This window comes from Candidatus Villigracilis sp. (assembly GCF_057083605.1).
In genome coordinates, this window is sequence record NZ_JBXMTI010000026.1 from 25440 (window position 1) to 40247 (window position 14808).

18 protein-coding genes and 2 pseudogenes are annotated in these 14808 nt (G+C 49.0%); 13 read left to right on the forward strand and 7 right to left on the reverse strand.

The window, feature by feature from the left end; genetic code table 11:
* Positions 1–139 precede the first annotated feature (139 nt).
* Together AC14M5_RS04390 and AC14M5_RS04395 are read right to left on the reverse strand one after the other, a co-directional pair.
* Positions 140–589, reverse strand: coding sequence for a response regulator (locus AC14M5_RS04390; RefSeq protein ID WP_484028419.1), 450 nt, complete (start codon positions 587–589; stop codon positions 140–142).
* The gene (locus AC14M5_RS04395) at positions 586–2364 is read right to left on the reverse strand and encodes a PAS domain-containing sensor histidine kinase (RefSeq protein ID WP_484028420.1); all 1779 of its coding nucleotides are present in this window, start codon (positions 2362–2364) and stop codon (positions 586–588) included. The genes AC14M5_RS04390 and AC14M5_RS04395 overlap by 4 nt, the downstream gene beginning before the upstream one ends.
* A gap of 283 nt (positions 2365–2647) precedes the next feature.
* On the opposite strand from AC14M5_RS04395, the gene AC14M5_RS04400 reads away from it, so the two are divergent.
* From AC14M5_RS04400 to AC14M5_RS04455, 12 genes and pseudogenes are all read left to right on the forward strand, one after another.
* A complete protein-coding gene (locus AC14M5_RS04400; RefSeq protein WP_484028421.1) occupies positions 2648–3013 on the forward strand; it encodes a hypothetical protein in 366 nt (121 codons plus the stop codon).
* A 107-nt stretch (positions 3014–3120) separates the two neighbouring features.
* Entirely contained in the window at positions 3121–3546 is a 426-nt protein-coding gene (locus tag AC14M5_RS04405) for a cupredoxin domain-containing protein (RefSeq protein ID WP_484028422.1), read from the forward strand.
* A gap of 128 nt (positions 3547–3674) precedes the next feature.
* The gene (locus AC14M5_RS04410) at positions 3675–4451 is read left to right on the forward strand and encodes a hypothetical protein (protein ID WP_484028423.1); all 777 of its coding nucleotides are present in this window, start codon (positions 3675–3677) and stop codon (positions 4449–4451) included.
* Complete coding sequence (locus AC14M5_RS04415; RefSeq protein WP_484028424.1) at positions 4399–5085, forward strand: response regulator transcription factor; 687 nt, start codon at positions 4399–4401, stop codon at positions 5083–5085. The genes AC14M5_RS04410 and AC14M5_RS04415 overlap by 53 nt, the downstream gene beginning before the upstream one ends.
* Positions 5082–6863: a sensor histidine kinase gene (locus AC14M5_RS04420; RefSeq protein ID WP_484028425.1), complete on the forward strand. Its 1782-nt coding sequence runs from the start codon at positions 5082–5084 to the stop codon at positions 6861–6863. The genes AC14M5_RS04415 and AC14M5_RS04420 overlap by 4 nt, the downstream gene beginning before the upstream one ends.
* A complete protein-coding gene (locus AC14M5_RS04425) occupies positions 6860–7510 on the forward strand; it encodes a class I SAM-dependent methyltransferase (RefSeq protein WP_484028426.1) in 651 nt (216 codons plus the stop codon). Before AC14M5_RS04420 ends, AC14M5_RS04425 begins: the two co-directional genes overlap by 4 nt.
* Before the next feature lie 120 nt (positions 7511–7630).
* Positions 7631–8185: pseudogene (locus tag AC14M5_RS04430) on the forward strand (cytochrome c biogenesis CcdA family protein); the annotation flags it as partial.
* Between the two features lie 108 nt (positions 8186–8293).
* A pseudogene (locus tag AC14M5_RS04435) lies at positions 8294–8371 on the forward strand (cytochrome c biogenesis protein CcdA); the annotation flags it as partial.
* A 24-nt stretch (positions 8372–8395) separates the two neighbouring features.
* A complete protein-coding gene (locus AC14M5_RS04440; RefSeq protein WP_484028427.1) occupies positions 8396–8806 on the forward strand; it encodes a rhodanese-like domain-containing protein in 411 nt (136 codons plus the stop codon).
* A 12-nt stretch (positions 8807–8818) separates the two neighbouring features.
* A complete protein-coding gene (locus AC14M5_RS04445) occupies positions 8819–8983 on the forward strand; it encodes a YHS domain-containing protein (protein ID WP_484028428.1) in 165 nt (54 codons plus the stop codon).
* A gap of 36 nt (positions 8984–9019) precedes the next feature.
* Positions 9020–9982, forward strand: coding sequence for a hypothetical protein (locus tag AC14M5_RS04450; RefSeq protein ID WP_484028429.1), 963 nt, complete (start codon positions 9020–9022; stop codon positions 9980–9982).
* Positions 9983–10148: 166 nt separating this feature from the next.
* Entirely contained in the window at positions 10149–10328 is a 180-nt protein-coding gene (locus AC14M5_RS04455; protein WP_484028430.1) for a YHS domain-containing protein, read from the forward strand.
* Between the two features lie 142 nt (positions 10329–10470).
* Here the strand turns inward: AC14M5_RS04455 and AC14M5_RS04460 are convergent, their stop codons facing one another.
* From AC14M5_RS04460 to AC14M5_RS04480, 5 genes are all read right to left on the reverse strand, one after another.
* Positions 10471–11802, reverse strand: a complete 1332-nt coding sequence (locus AC14M5_RS04460) for a (Fe-S)-binding protein (RefSeq protein ID WP_484028431.1) — start codon at positions 11800–11802, stop codon at positions 10471–10473.
* Positions 11803–11811: 9 nt separating this feature from the next.
* Positions 11812–12447 (reverse strand): hypothetical protein, encoded by a 636-nt coding sequence (locus AC14M5_RS04465; RefSeq protein ID WP_484028432.1) that lies wholly within the window; start codon positions 12445–12447, stop codon positions 11812–11814.
* Positions 12448–12515: 68 nt separating this feature from the next.
* The gene (locus AC14M5_RS04470; protein WP_484028433.1) at positions 12516–12752 is read right to left on the reverse strand and encodes a sulfurtransferase TusA family protein; all 237 of its coding nucleotides are present in this window, start codon (positions 12750–12752) and stop codon (positions 12516–12518) included.
* 16 nt (positions 12753–12768) lie between these two features.
* Complete coding sequence (locus tag AC14M5_RS04475; protein ID WP_484028434.1) at positions 12769–13251, reverse strand: DsrE/DsrF/DrsH-like family protein; 483 nt, start codon at positions 13249–13251, stop codon at positions 12769–12771.
* Positions 13252–13287: 36 nt separating this feature from the next.
* Positions 13288–13620 carry an ArsR/SmtB family transcription factor gene (locus tag AC14M5_RS04480; protein ID WP_484028435.1) on the reverse strand — a complete coding sequence of 111 codons (333 nt, stop codon included), beginning with the start codon at positions 13618–13620 and terminating at the stop codon, positions 13288–13290.
* A 583-nt stretch (positions 13621–14203) separates the two neighbouring features.
* Here AC14M5_RS04480 and AC14M5_RS04485 point away from each other — a divergent pair.
* Positions 14204–14695 carry a DUF305 domain-containing protein gene (locus AC14M5_RS04485; RefSeq protein WP_484028436.1) on the forward strand — a complete coding sequence of 164 codons (492 nt, stop codon included), beginning with the start codon at positions 14204–14206 and terminating at the stop codon, positions 14693–14695.
* Positions 14696–14808 lie beyond the last annotated feature (113 nt).

A 14808-nucleotide genomic window follows, 5' to 3' on the forward strand; every position in this document is an offset into this window, starting at 1 on the left:
AACCTGCCAAAGCTCACATCTCAAAGGAGTGTCAGGCTGCAAGCCTGACCTACGCACTCGCGACTTCAAAAAAGATTAGCGCAAATTCGCGGAGATTAGCGGATTCTTTCTGGACGTTGCGTAATGCTTATCCTTCATACTATTTCGCCGTATGATTTACCATCAACCAATAATACCCAAGTGTGCTCATCGCGATCAGGAATGTATCGAAATCGACAGGCTTGATGATGTAACTATTCGCTCCAAGATCGTAAGCGGTCTTGATGTCGGGGTCCTCGGCCGAGGATGTCACAACCACTACCGGCACGGCACGCGTCCGTTCGTCCGCTTTGATGATGCGCAAAACTTCCAGGCCGTCTACCTTTGGGAGTTTTAGATCCAGCAGCACCACTTTGGGCAGATGCTTCGTCTCCAGGCCTTCATATTTCCCGCGCGCTAAAAGGAAATCCAATGCCTCCGCTCCATCCTCCACGTGATAAAGCTGGTTGGCAAGATGACGTTTTTTCAATGCCCGTACCGTCAACTCAGCATCTCTGGGGTTGTCCTCCACCAACAACACATCCACGGCATTCATTTTAAAATCGTTCATGAGCATTCTCTTTTCTGCGGCAGCGCAAAATAAAATACAGCACCCTTATCTACTTCGCCTTTCGCCCAAACGCGCCCGCCATGACGGTGGATCACTCTTTGTACGATTGCAAGCCCCACTCCGGTCCCATCGAAATCCGCTTCACTGTGCAGGCGTTGGAAGACGCCGAACAACTTGTTTGCATAATCCATGTTGAAGCCCGCGCCGTTGTCCTGTACATGGTAGACGATTTCATCATCTTGGAGCGTACTGCCGACTTCGATAAAGGCCCGCTTCTTTTTGGACGTGAATTTGATTGCATTAGCAAGCAGGTTTACCCACACCTGACGGAACATCGCAGGGTCCCCGACGGCTGGTGTAAGTTCCCCAATTTGGAAATCAATGCGCGCTCGAATGTCTTCGTCGGCTAAATCGTTCAATACCGAATCTGCGAGCGCCCTCATATCCACATTGGATAAATGAATTTCCTTGCGGCTCAAGCGTGAAAAAGCCAGCAGGTCATCGATCAACTGTCCCATTCGTTGCGCTTCGTTGGTAATGACAGCGCACACACGTTTCCCTTCATCATCGAGGTTGGCTTCATAATCTTCAATGAGAATTTGTGTGAATCCATTGATCGCACGCAGCGGCGCACGCAAGTCATGTGACACAGAGTAGGAAAAGGCTTCGAGTTCCTTATTCGCAGCTGCCAGTTGTGATGTTTGTTTCTCCAGGTCGGCGTTGAGTTGTTGAATGGCTCCTTCCGTTCTCTTACGTTCGGTGATATTGCGGGAGATGCCAAAGATGCCGATGGTTTGTCCCTCTGAATCACGCATGGGAACTTTTGTGGTCGACACCCAGGTTTCCTGTCCGCTCGGCCAAACGACCCGCTCTTCAAAATCCTCCATGGGCTGACCTGATCTCATAATTTCCTGTTCCTCGGCATAAGCCTGTGCCGCGTGCGGGAAAAAATCAAAATCGGTTTTGCCGATCACCTCGGCCGGGTCGCTTAGCCCCAGCATAAGAGCCTGAGACCTGCTATTTCTGATAAAGCGGCTCTGGGTATCTTTAAAGTAGATATGGTCGGGCATATGATCCATCAACCCCTGCAGCAGGGAATTGGCTTGCGAGAGAGCGGAGGTTCGTTCTTGAACCTTTAGCTCTAATTCATCGTGTACCTTTTTCAATTCCTCTTCAGCCTGCCTGCGTTCGGTAATATCCCGCGCGGTCTGGAGAATATATTTAGACCCTCCAATATCCACCATATCTATGTTGACCAGAAAGTCGCGGGCCGCACCCGACTTCGTTTGCAGGGTCAATACAATATCGCGCACCGATCCCTCTGATTGAAGAGCCGAGACGATCCGTGCCCGACTATCAGGATCAGGGTTTATCCCCAGGTCGAGGGAGGTCTTACCGATCACTTCCTGCTTTGTGTATCCAAATGATCTCTCGAATTCCTGGTTGACGTCTATAAAAGTACCATTAGGCAGTTTCGAAAGGGCGGAGGAAAAAGTGGCCTTTTCAAATAAGATGGAAAACTTCTGTTCACTGTTTTGCAGTTCAGCCGTATAACGCTGGATCAGCCAATACAACAACAGCGCTGTAACCAACACAAATCCCCAGCCTTTATATGTACTGAGCCTGCTTAACGTGTCTTGATCTTGTGCTATCTCTGCCGCGAGTTTGTCTGAGAACAAGATCCACATACTCCCGACAAATAAATAAATCCCTGCAATCTTGAGCGCCCCCCAATTTTGGTTTACAGGTGCAGTTGATAACAGACGAGTGTTCATAACAGGCTCCACATTTTGCGGACATTCCATGGCAGGCACAATGCCCCTGATGAAATATTTTCGTTTCTCTTCAAAGTATTGCAAATGGGGGGAATCCCTACCCTGTAAATAGGGGAGGTTGCTGAGGGACTCCCTTCCCCTTTCGGGGGAAGGGCTGGGGATGAGGGAGACCCTTTGGCCTCGCCTCCTGCAATAGGCAATTTTGCTTATATATAAATAAGTGAAGTAGCCCTGACCATTTATTGAAGGAATCCCTAAAATAACGTTACCAAACGAGGCGTTTATGAATATTTCTCCCTTCTTATCGGTCAACCATCCCTGTGACGAAGCATTACAATGGACAAAGAAACAGTTGTTACAGGCGGGCCTGCGACCCATACAAACTTTTGATTTGCATACAGCGCGGCTGGCGCTGCGTGACTGTCCCTGCCCGAACCACGGAACCAGCGAATGTGATTGTCAAATGCTGGTTCTGCTTATTTATGGCGAATCAGCCGAGCCAGCTACGCTGATCCTGCACGGTAATGATGGGCAGACGTGGTTCTCAATTGCAGAAAATTCCAGCCATAAAACATCTGCAAAGACGACCTCTGCCATTAAGAACGCCCTGGATGTAAAACTGCATCCACAATTTTCAAATCAGTCATAAGCCAAATTGCCTATATTCCCATGCGGCATATGGCTCTGGAATATCCGAGATAAATTGCCTACACTTGGAACAATATAAATTTAACCCTATAAGGAGAGAAGATGTTTATGTTTAGAAAATTGTTTGTTGTTTTAAGTGTCGCTGGATTGTTGCTAACGGCCTGCGCTGGACAAGCGGCCAGTGCCCCAGTAGAAGTGACCATCACTCTGACAGAATTTGGGATCGAACCATCGTTGACCGAGTTCGAAACAGGTGTTCCCTATCATTTCGTCGTGACTAACGCAGGTACAGTTGAGCATGAGATCATGATCATGCCGCCACTGACAGAAGACGAAATGGGTATGGCCATGGATATGGGAACGTTAGACGAGATGGCACTGGCTATGATCGAAGCAGCTGACTTGCCCGCTGGCGCTACTGCCTCCTTTGACTATACTTTTACTGAAGCTGCACCTGACGGCACTCTTGAGTTTGCCTGCCATACACCAGGTCACTACGAAGCGGGCATGAAATTGCCAATTATCGTCAAATAGATGGAAAGCTTGTATGGAAGCTTTCGATGGTAATAATTTGAGAATTGATTTAGTCTAATAAACAAAGAGTACCTTGTGGGCACAAAGATTTCCTTTGTGCCCATCTCATTTACGAAAGTGAGTCATGAATGACTGCAAGTATTGCGAAAACCCAATCGAGTAATAAGATACTATCCTTCGGTGCCTGGCTTGGACGCTACTGGTTTGAAGTATTTCTTGTGGCATACGGCGTGTGGGTATTCACGCCCTTTCTTGCGCCAATATTCATGTATCTCGGCTGGACGGGTTTGGGAAAATCGATCTACTTTATTTATTCATTCTTCTGCCACCAGCTTCCAGAACGTTCATTTTTTCTGTTTGGCGATAAGGCCATGTATTCACTGATTGAAATTCAAAACACATGGCAGAACACTGCTAACCCTATGATTCTTCGTCAATTTATTGGCAACGAAAGCATGGGTTGGAAGATCGCCTGGTCAGATCGCATGATCTCTTTTTACACAAGCGTTTGGCTCTTCGCGGTCTTGTGGTGGCCGTTGCGGCGCAGGGTCAAAGCACTATCGTGGTGGGGCTTCGCTTTGCTCCTGCTTCCCCTTATAATTGACGGAACTACCCATGCTATTAGTGATCTTGTAGGTATTGGGTTGGGATTTCGAGATACGAATCAATGGCTTGCCATTTTGACGAATGACTCATTTCCCGCGACATTCTACGCAGGTGATGCGCTCGGTTCGTTCAACTCCATCATGCGCTTCATTACTGGACTGTTCGCTGGTCTCGGCATCGTATGGCTGGCCCTCCCGAATATTTTTCAGGCACAAGCCCTCAACCAGGAATTGGATAAATTAAGCTATGCCAAAATCATCGAGCAAATCAAAAACAAAGATCCGCATTCTTCTGGCTGACGATCATCACATCGTCCGCGCGGGGGTGAGGCAACTGCTTGAAAGCGCAAAAGATTTACAGGTCATTGCGGAAGCGGGGGATGGCGAAGAAGCCCAGTCCCTCATCCAGAAACACAAACCCGATGTAGCTGTGCTCGACATCCAAATGCCTAAAGCCAGCGGCATTGAAGTGACTCGCTGGGTACGCGCGCATTTGCCTGAAGTGGGCGTGTTGATCCTGACTGCCTACGACGATGACCCCTACGTGATGGCGGTCTTGCAGGCCGGTGCAAATGGATATGTGCTCAAAACGGGCCAGGCTGACGAATTGATCCAGGCTGTCCGCGATGTGCATGAAGGCAAATCCGCGCTTGACCCGGTCATCACGCGTAAATTGATGTCCAATATATTCAAAGACCCTGAAAAGAAAATCGTCGAGCCGCTGACAGATCGTGAACTGGATGTGCTGCGCCTTGCCGCCAAGGGATATACAAATAAAGCCATCGGCGTCCAGCTTGCTATTAGTGACCGCACCGTGCAGGGGCATCTCGCCCACGTCTTTGCGAAGCTGCAAGCCAACAGCCGCACTGAAGCCGTTATGCGTGCCGTGTCACTAGGGCTGATCTCGCAAACTGCCGGGCAGATTTCTGAATGAAAAGATCTCGGAAGTCTGCTCAAAGACTCTCTGACCTAACCGACTCTAAAAAGACTTCCGAAGTCTGGCGTCTCCTGCCTGGCTGGCGCGGCCTCACACAACTTTTCGCGATCACTGTATTGCCGCTTACGCTTTTACTGCTGTTGATCGCATTCGGCAGCGTGAGCCTCCACCAACAGGATATGCGTGCCCTCGTCGGCGAGCGTGATGAGCGCGCAGTTCAATCCTCCGCAGCTGCACTCCAATCCGAACTGCATCATCGCATGGCAACCATTTCCAGCATGGCTGTCTTATCTTCTGAAGACCTGAGTTTTGACGAAATCTTCGCCACCACAAATGATCTTGCCAATGACTTCAATGGTGGGGTGGCCTTTCTTGATTCTGATGGAGGACTGCTCGCCAATACCGACGATGAAAGTTTTTGGAAATGGTTGTCCCAAAACGCGCAAATTCTTTCCCTCGCTTCTCCATCTGACCGTGAACCTGTTTTCTCCGCCCAAGTCCTTGACCCTAACTCGAAGCGTTTCTTCGTCATCATTTCGGTCTATTCCACCTCCCGCAATGTGATCGTAGCGGGCGCCTTTTCACCCGAAACATTCGCCGCTGAAACCCTCTCCACAACATACCCAACAGGCAGCCATGTGACCATTTACCTGTTGGATCAATCGCGCCAATTGCTTTTCGTGAGCGGCACATTCGCACAGGAAAGTTTGGAAGCTGACCACCCCGGTGTGGCAGAAGCACTGCAAGGGAAAAGTGGCGTTCATTATATAGAGAAAGACAATACCGAACACGTGGTTGCATATAGCCCAATCGAACCAACGGGTTGGGCATTGATCACGGAAGAAGAATGGGAAATGGTGGTCAGCCCATCCTTGCGATTGACTCAGATGGCTCCACTGGTGATTGTCCCCGCCTTCATCCTGGCATTGATCGCGCTCTGGTTCGGCGCAAAACAGATCGTCCAACCTTTGCAGCAACTCGAATCCAAAGCCGCTGCATTGGCCTGGGGTGACTTTGAGGCCATCAAGGAATCTGTTGGCGGAATTTCTGAAGTACGGCATCTGCAAATGGAATTGACCGTGATGGCGCGTAAAGTTCAATCTGCGCAGGAGGGGTTGCATGATTACATCGGCGCGATTACCTCTGCCCAGGAAGAAGAACGATTGCGTCTGGCGCGTGAGCTGCACGATGACACAATTCAATCTGTGATTGCTTTGAAGCAGCGCGTACAACTGGCACATAAAACCATAAAAGACCAACCTTCGCGGCGTACTTTGGGCGAGCTTGAAACGCTGGCCGAACAAACCATCGAAAACCTGCGCCGTATGACTCGCGCCCTGCGCCCGATTTATCTCGAAGACCTTGGCCTCGTCACCGCGCTGGAAATGCTGGCTCGTGAGACAAGCCAGAATAATGCACTCGCTATTGATTTTCATAAATCTGGTGAAGAGCAGCGTCTCTCACGAGAAGTCGAACTGGCGTTGTATCGCATTTCGCAAGAGGCGTTCAATAATGTTGTGCGTCACTCACAAGCCACGCACGCAGATTTGAACATCAGTTTTGCGAATGAAGAAATTAAACTGGAAGTCAGCGATAACGGCATTGGCTTCGACATGCCAAAGAGTCCCACCGACTTTGCGCCGAACGGGCACTTCGGCCTGCTTGGGATGCGCGAAAGAGCCGATTTAATCGGAGCCAGGCTCGAGGTCCATAGTAAGGCGGGAAAGGGGACACGGTTATCCATCCATTTGCCATTGTCGCCTGATCAAGTATGAAGCCCAACAACAAAACACAAAAACTTTATACGGAAAGAGCACCGCTTTACGAACGACTCTTTGTGGGTTTTCTGGGATGGGGCAGGGAACTCGAATCCTTTTTTCGAGGGACAAAAACCATATGCGACAACTTCAAGATCCTGGATGCAGGCTGTGGCACGGGCATCATCACCAGGGTGCTGTATCGAATTGCGAATGAGGCGAGTTACGAAGGAATAAAATTTCATGCCTTTGATCTCACACAGAATATGTTGGAGATATTTCAGCAATGGGTTGTGGAGCAGGGAGCGAATAACGTTGAAATACAACAGGCTGATGTTTTGGAGATCGATGCTCTTCCTTCAAACTGGAAAGAGTACGATTTGATCATTACCTCGACCATGCTTGAATATTTGCCGAAGGCTAAAATTCAAGCCGCTTTACTGAACCTGAAAACACTACTTAAAAATGGGGGCAGGCTTCTCGTCATTATGACCAGGCGCAATATGATTACGCAATGGCTGGCTGGAATGTGGTGGAGAACAAACCTATATGAGCAGGGTGAAATCCAAAAGTTTTTTGCTGATGTGGGTTTTCAAAAAATCGAGGTCAAAGATTTTTCTCCAAATTGGTCGAAATTCATCATGGTAATTGAAGGGGAGAAGTGAGTCTCTAAAGCGATAAAAGTCATAAGCCATTCTGCTTATACAAAATCCCGCCATCCTGCGCTCAATCAGGGGCGGGGTTTTGCTTATGATGGAAGCATCCCATTTTTGGCAGGCAGGTTTATGGCATCTGAAACCGCAGGTTCGCTCGTCTCATCTCAAACTGAAAGATTGAAAATATTTTTGCACGCCCTTCTGTTTGTGGCGGGTTTCTCATTGATATTTATCGTCGGCTGGGGTGGCTCAGTGACGGTCATTGGGCAGTTGTTCGGAGCGTATAAAACGGTCATCGCGCAAATCGGCGGCGTGATCGTCATCCTGTTTGGATTAGCGACTCTTGAAGTGATTCGAATTCCCTGGTTCTATGCGGATACACGCGCCCAATACGCGGGTCAACGCGGGACGTATGGCGGGTCGGCCCTTATGGGCATTTTCTTTGCTGCGGGCTGGAGTCCGTGTATTGGCGCGACCCTCGGCGCGATATTAACCATGGGGTTGAGTCAGCAAACTGTTGGACAGGCAATGTGGCTATCTTCGGGTTACTCACTCGGTTTGGGAATTCCATTTCTTGGGCTGGCGCTGGGCTTGGAACGTGCATCGGGCTGGCTCAAGCGCATGAGACCATATCAAAAATATTTCAAGATTGCCAGCGGCCTGTTCATCATTGCGATAGGGATTTTGCTGTTGACGAACACCATGAGTTTGATCGCAATCTGGGCTTTCAAGAATGGTTACTTCATTGAGTCTTTTGCCACCTACGCTGCCGCACCCACTTATCTAACTGCCATGCTTGCAGGCTTGCTCTCCTTCCTTTCACCCTGTGTGCTTCCACTTGTGCCTGCCTATCTCGGTTATTTAAGCGGACACACTCTGCAAAGGACATAAATAATGAAAAGAGTGATTTTCATATTACTAACTGCTGTAATTCTTGCGAGTTGTCAGCCCAAGCCTGTGACGGGTGAAACGATCACGGTGGCTGGCGGCTCATATAAAGACGTTTCTCCCAACGAATTGAATGCGATGCTGAAAAACAAGGACTTCGTGTTCATCAATGTACATATCCCTTTTGCAGGGAACATTGCAGATACAGACTTATCCATTCCCTATGACCAGATCGAGCAGAATCTTTCTCAGTTGCCTCCCGATAAAGATGCGATGATCGTGCTTTATTGCCGCAGTGGGCGTATGAGCGCCATCGCCGCAGAGAAACTTATTTCACTCGGATACACAAATATTTGGAATCTCAAAGGCGGCATGGCGGAATGGGAGCAGGCTGGATACGAATTACAACAAGAATAAGGAGCATTAAAGATGATCAAAGATCCCATATGCGGCATGACGGTTAATCCGCAACACGCTGCGGCCAGCGTTCAATACAAAGGGCAGACATATTATTTCTGTTCGCAGTTATGCAAAACAATGTTCGAGCGCGATCCTGAGAAGTATCTGAAGGATGAAGAAACAATCTCTGAATAAGCCATTCCAGAAATCCTGTGAGCCAGAGGAGAAGCCATGACAGAACCAAGAGAAGAAACAACTTCAAAACCTGTTGATGAAATCAGTTCGGCCAACAAACGCATCATACAAATTGCGTGGATCGTGATCGCCGTTGTTATTACGTATCTATTGGGCATCGGGAGCGGATATCTAAAGTGGGGTCAGGATGAAACCGCCGAATCGAAACAGCAGAAAGAACTAGCTGAGCTTTATGAGCAGGTAAATCCTAAAGAAGGCTACGCTCTATCTGTTTCTTATGGGAAGCTGGGTCCGCAATTGATCGAAGCGGGTGTTATTGACTATGATGCCTTCGCGAATGTAATGAGTGCCAGCGGCGATACCTTCAGCAAGGATCAGATTGAAATCCTAAACAAGGGTAGCAATGAGCAAGTTGTCATCACGGCAGAGAACGCTCACTTCCTGCTTAACTTTTTCTGGGCAGTTGGGCTGGCCAATAGAAATTCAATCCTCACCGAAGGCCCTATGGTTCAAAACAGCGGCGGCCAGATCGAGCGTTTCGCATCCACTGGCGGATGGACTCTCGCCGCGAAACCGATCACCGAACTTTATGCAAGCATGGACTTGGTCCCGCTCACTCCTGAACAACAAGCACGAGTGGAAGAAGTGGCTTCAGCAGTGTATCGTCCATGCTGCAACAACCACACGCTTTTCCCTGACTGTAATCATGGCATGGCCATGCTCGGTTTGCTGGAGTTGATGGCTTCGCAGAATGCCAGTGTAGACGAGATGTTCAAAGCTGCAAAATATGTGAATGCATATTGGTTCCCACAACAGACGATGGAAACCGCGGTCTATCTCAAAGCAAACCAGGATATTGATTTCGTCGACGCCGACGCGCGCCTGGTTGTGAGTCAGGATTATTCTTCGGCCTATGGCGCCAACATAGTGCATCAATCCCTTCAAGCCAGCGGCTTACTAAAACAGACTCCAAGCCAAGGTGGCAGTTGCGCTAATTGATCCTCAGGGCACGGCAGAACATCGCTGAGAATTTGTCGTCACTATAAACAACATTTTTAAACCTGATAATAAGCTAAACTGCCTATAGGATTTCAGGTAATATGGCGCTAAGAAGAGAAGTCTATTTATGTGACAATTGTGTCATGTCAAACAAAAGGAGATAACCATGGTAACAACCGTACAAGACCCCGTTTGCGGCATGAATATTGAACCTTCAACTGCTGCTGGTACTTCCGAGTATAAAGGCACAACCTACTACTTCTGTTCGATGGGCTGCAAGAAAGCCTTCGATAAAGAACCTGAGAAGTATGCAGGCAAAACCGAGAAAGTCGCACACCCTCACTAACTCCTCTCCCAGCGGATTGGGAAGTGAATACGAATGGCCTGTCTAAAAGACAGGCCATTTTATTTCAATCAATCCAGAGGACTATTAAAAGAGACACCGAGCCAGGGTGGCAATTGCGCTAATTAGTAGCCCTGGTTGATCTCTATTGATTTTTTCCGACAGAAACCTCTTCACCTTCAAACAGATGTTCGGCTTCTGTTCCAGGCAACGGTTTAGGCAAACGCATGGCACGCACCACAAGATCTGTCAACGCGGTGATTCGGACATTTAGATCGTAATGCTCGTTCAAATCTCCAAGTTGCAGGCGGCAATTCTCGCATGCCGCGACAACCACACGCGCTCCCGTTTTCTTGATCTGATCGGCTTTTGGCTTGCCCGCCGCAATGCGGCGCTCGGCATATTCAGCAAGTGCAACCAACCCGCCTCCGCCGCCACAACAAATGGCTTCGGCTCTGTTGGGGGTCATCTCGCGAAAATCGGTTGTGATCTTGTTCAAGACGTAACGCGGCTCTTCAATCAGCCCGCCGTTGCGAGCAAGGTTGCACGAATCGTGATACGTGATGGCTTCAGGGATGGCAGTCGGACCAACTTTGATTTTTCCATCCTGAATATACTCAGCCAGCACCTCAATCAGCGAACGGACTTTGAAATCGAATTCGCCCGCGAACCAATTGGGAACATCCCAGCGATAGGACGCATACGCATGCCCGCACTCGGCGATGACGATTTCCTTCACGCCCAAACGATTAGCCTCGTCCACGATTCTTTTCGCGACAGCTTTTGCGCGGCCCACGTCCGCCAAAAATACTCCATAATTCGCGGCTTCAAAAATCGAGAGCGTCCAATCCTCCTTGGCGGCATTGAAGACAACCGCAGGCGGCAGGATTGTGTGTGCGCCCGCGAGAGGCACGTATAAAATTTTTGCGCCTTGCTTTTCAACGGGAATAGTTGCGGTCGGGTCGCCTGTGATATCGCGAAGTTGTTCTTCCATTTCCTTGATCTGCTCGAGGAACATCTCTTTATAGAACGACGGGTCTTTGCCTTTTTCAATCGCGGCGTCCGCGAGCATCACCAGAATTTCTGGCGCGGTTCCCGAAGCAGTCGCCATGGCGCGGATGGCGCGCATCATCAAGGGTGTATCCACCCCAAGCGGACAGTTCACCGTGCAGCGACGGCAAAGCGTGCACTGGCTGAAGGCGATTTCAGTTAAGTTGGCGAGCATCGGTTCATCGAGTTTTTTCGCGCCCGTCCACGCGGGGAACAAGCGGCTCAACATATCGTGTTCATAACGATAAACACTTCGCAGTTGCTCCGCGCGATAGGCGGGGATATGTTCCACTTTCGGCTCGGCACGATAGTAGTGACAGGCCTCGGCGCAAAGTCCGCAGCGGGCGCAGGCTTCAAGCGCGGCCTCCAGCGGCTGGTTAAGTTGCGCTTCCAGAGTCTTCAGAGCGATTTGAATGGTCTCAGTCATGGCACACCTCTATTTCGCAACTTCGGGATGGGGAAATACGGCGCGTCGTCCGAAAAATTTTCCAAAGAATGTGCGCGAGAAGAAGAAATACAAGCAGTGGCGAATTTTCCCAAGCGGGACATACGCCAGCGTGAACGCGGACAAAATATAAAAAGCGACGAGGAACTCCTCATTTGCGACCGAGAGGGCTGATACTGCCATCCAAACAGTCATCAACCAGACGGCAAAATGATCGTCGGGAATGGACAGCCCACGCAGGTTATGTTCGGCGATTCGCATCACACCACCTGCCCCACCGAGCAACGACCCAACGGCGAGAACGATTACCAACAGCGTGCTGAGCATCGTGGGCAGGGATCCCCAGAATGGGCTGATGAGCAACGCGCCAATCGCAGTGAAGATTCCCACATGGAAACCGATGCCTCGCAAGTATGCGACCATGTGAATGCGGGTCGATTCTTTTGCCCAGGGCATCATACCGATTGTGAACGCATACGTTATGCCGTGTTGCGGATTGCCTTTGAGGGGCGATTTGTCAGCGGGCAGGGTGCGGCGCTTTGTCTCAATGTAGCGAATGTAGATTCCGTAGAGGCCGGCCAAAAGTCCCGCAAGAGCGAACAGTTGGGAAAGTATGAGGATGTTCATGTTTACACACTTATATATTTGGTCAAATGAGATAGGCTCATCCATATCAAGCGGATGAGCCCGTTGTTTTATTTCAATCTCTTGACTACAAAGCGAAAGTCCTTCTCCCGCTTTTCGAGTGTGACAAGTTCGTGACCCGTAGAACGCGTCCATGCGGGGATGTCGGCCATCACACCTGGATCAGTGGCAACAGCTTCTAGAACTTCGCCGACCTGCACCTTTTTGATGGCCTGGGCGAGTTTTACGACAGGCATCGGGCAAAGTAAACCTTTGAAGTCCAGAGCGAGTGCAATATTTTCGGACATTTGAATCTCCTTTGGGTTAGATAAAAAATTGAATACTTGATTCGGACGCGTGCTCAAGCATGGTGGCGACACCGACAGGTTCAGCAACTTCAGGAATAAAATGGTCGCACGTAATTTCCATCACATCCATGCTCATTTGGCAGGGCAGGAGTTGAACACCGAGGTCAATTGCGGCCTGGCGCAACTCCGGCAATTGTGTAACACCTTTTTGCTTCATCATCAGTTTGAACATCCAGCGTCCCATGCCGCCCATATTGAGTCGAGATGGGCCAATGGCATTCAAACCGCCGCGATTCATTACACCGAGCATTCGCCCAAACGGGCCTTTGCCCGTGAACACACCATCTCTTTGAATGGCTTTCAATCCCCAGAACGTGAAGAACATGACGACTTCCATGCCCGCCGCGGCCGCACCTGTAGCGATAATGTACGAAGCCATCACCTTATCCAAATCCCCGCTGAGAACAACCAATGTGAGTTTGTTATTTCTTTCTGACATTTTAGGTCTCCATAAAAATGATCGCGCGTGGGCGCGTTATGTTAATGCTTCAACTAACTCAGCGCGTTTCGCCAGCATATCACGCATGGCGGCGCGTAAAAGATCAAGTGCCTGTACCAAGCGTTTATCGCCGAGGCTGTAAACGATCACCGTACCCCGTCGTTCGGTCGTCACCATGCCGCGCTCGCGCAAAACTTTTAGATGACGGGAGACAAAGGGCTGGGGCATATCCAACTCATTGCATAATTCGGTCACGTTGCGCGCGCTTTGCGAAAGCGTGTATAAAATCATGATGCGGTTCGGGTCGGCAAGACCAGCGCAAATTTCGGCATGGAGTTGGGTGACTTCGGCTTCTAGGGTTTTGTTCATGGAGCTACACTTTCAGACTTATATGTGGATGTACATTTATTGTCATGAACAATAATAACGATGCGTTGAGTTGGCTAGCAGTGTGCGCTGTCACTGGATAGGGAGGATGTAAGTAATAATTGTGAAAAAACTCACAACTTAACTTGTACACCTGTCATTTTTTCTTGTACACTTTTCTCACTACACAATAAACCCGCCAGGAGCGTCCTTCTCTCCCAACCTGAGAAGTATGCAGGCAAAACCGAGAAAGTTGCACACCCTCACTAACCCCTCTCCAAGCGGATTGGGAAGTGAATACGAATGGCCTGTCGAAACGACAGGCCATTTTGTTTATGAGGCCTCTTGTCAAAGTCGTAAGTAGGTCAGGCTTGCAGCCTGACGCTTCTTTGAAATATGAGTTTTGGCGAGTTACAAACTCGCCCTACAAATACTTATGAAAGAGGTTTGTTTATTTCAATAGGCAGAATTGCTTATTGAAGCCTCCCCCAAGTGACGGAAACAAAAACTGCCCATTCGATGGATATAGTAAAAAATTGTTTGCTATAAAATAAGCACAGGAAGTTTTATCTAAAAAGGAGAAAGAATGAAAAAGCCCATGAAAGACGAGCACAAAATGGTCATGAACGGCGGCCACTACAACAAGCTATATATCATGGCTGCACTGTCTTTTCTATCCATGTATGTACTCATGTATGCGATGGTCGATACATTTGCAAACGTTTTTAATAGCATCAATCAATTCTATATGGCGGGGCTCATGGCCGCCCCCATGGTGATCATTGAAATAATGTTAATGGGATCCATGTATATGAACAAAAAACTTAACTCCATTATTGTCGCGGTAAGCGCTCTGGTGCTGATTGGGTTCTTTGTATTCATCAGGCAGCAGAGCGCTATTTCAGATAAGCAATTCCTAAGGTCCATGATCACTCATCATGCATCAGCCATTCTAATGTGCGAAAAAGCCAAGCTCGAGGACCGGGAGATAAAAGAATTGTGCCAGGTGATTCTCTCGAGCCAGCAGGAGCAAATTGATCAGATGAAGGCTAAATTGGATGAGCTGGAGGAGAAGTAACATGACTAAAAAGGAATTGCCATTCCCGGATGATGTGCAGACAAGACAGCGGTTCACCAGGAAAGCTTGGAATACAGCAACCCGCACCACTAGGTGGTTCACCCACGCTGGGC

Excerpts from the sequence above, each read along its gene's own strand:
- AC14M5_RS04445 (WP_484028428.1), top strand. The coding sequence starts at position 8,819 with ATGATCAAAGATCCCATATGCGGCATGACGGTTAATCCGCAACACGCT.
- AC14M5_RS04410 (WP_484028423.1), top strand. The coding sequence starts at position 3,675 with ATGACTGCAAGTATTGCGAAAACCCAATCGAGTAATAAGATACTATCC.
- AC14M5_RS04470 (WP_484028433.1), bottom strand. The coding sequence starts at position 12,752 with ATGTCCGAAAATATTGCACTCGCTCTGGACTTCAAAGGTTTACTTTGC.
- AC14M5_RS04450 (WP_484028429.1), top strand. The coding sequence starts at position 9,020 with ATGACAGAACCAAGAGAAGAAACAACTTCAAAACCTGTTGATGAAATC.
- AC14M5_RS04460 (WP_484028431.1), bottom strand. The coding sequence starts at position 11,802 with ATGACTGAGACCATTCAAATCGCTCTGAAGACTCTGGAAGCGCAACTT.
- AC14M5_RS04425 (WP_484028426.1), top strand. The coding sequence starts at position 6,860 with ATGAAGCCCAACAACAAAACACAAAAACTTTATACGGAAAGAGCACCG.
- AC14M5_RS04455 (WP_484028430.1), top strand. The coding sequence starts at position 10,149 with ATGGTAACAACCGTACAAGACCCCGTTTGCGGCATGAATATTGAACCT.
- AC14M5_RS04480 (WP_484028435.1), bottom strand. The coding sequence starts at position 13,620 with ATGAACAAAACCCTAGAAGCCGAAGTCACCCAACTCCATGCCGAAATT.
- AC14M5_RS04465 (WP_484028432.1), bottom strand. The coding sequence starts at position 12,447 with ATGAACATCCTCATACTTTCCCAACTGTTCGCTCTTGCGGGACTTTTG.
- AC14M5_RS04405 (WP_484028422.1), top strand. The coding sequence starts at position 3,121 with ATGTTTAGAAAATTGTTTGTTGTTTTAAGTGTCGCTGGATTGTTGCTA.
- AC14M5_RS04390 (WP_484028419.1), bottom strand. The coding sequence starts at position 589 with ATGAACGATTTTAAAATGAATGCCGTGGATGTGTTGTTGGTGGAGGAC.
- AC14M5_RS04475 (WP_484028434.1), bottom strand. The coding sequence starts at position 13,251 with ATGTCAGAAAGAAATAACAAACTCACATTGGTTGTTCTCAGCGGGGAT.
- AC14M5_RS04440 (WP_484028427.1), top strand. The coding sequence starts at position 8,396 with ATGAAAAGAGTGATTTTCATATTACTAACTGCTGTAATTCTTGCGAGT.
- AC14M5_RS04415 (WP_484028424.1), top strand. The coding sequence starts at position 4,399 with ATGCCAAAATCATCGAGCAAATCAAAAACAAAGATCCGCATTCTTCTG.
- AC14M5_RS04420 (WP_484028425.1), top strand. The coding sequence starts at position 5,082 with ATGAAAAGATCTCGGAAGTCTGCTCAAAGACTCTCTGACCTAACCGAC.
- AC14M5_RS04400 (WP_484028421.1), top strand. The coding sequence starts at position 2,648 with ATGAATATTTCTCCCTTCTTATCGGTCAACCATCCCTGTGACGAAGCA.
- AC14M5_RS04395 (WP_484028420.1), bottom strand. The coding sequence starts at position 2,364 with ATGAACACTCGTCTGTTATCAACTGCACCTGTAAACCAAAATTGGGGG.
- AC14M5_RS04485 (WP_484028436.1), top strand. The coding sequence starts at position 14,204 with ATGAAAAAGCCCATGAAAGACGAGCACAAAATGGTCATGAACGGCGGC.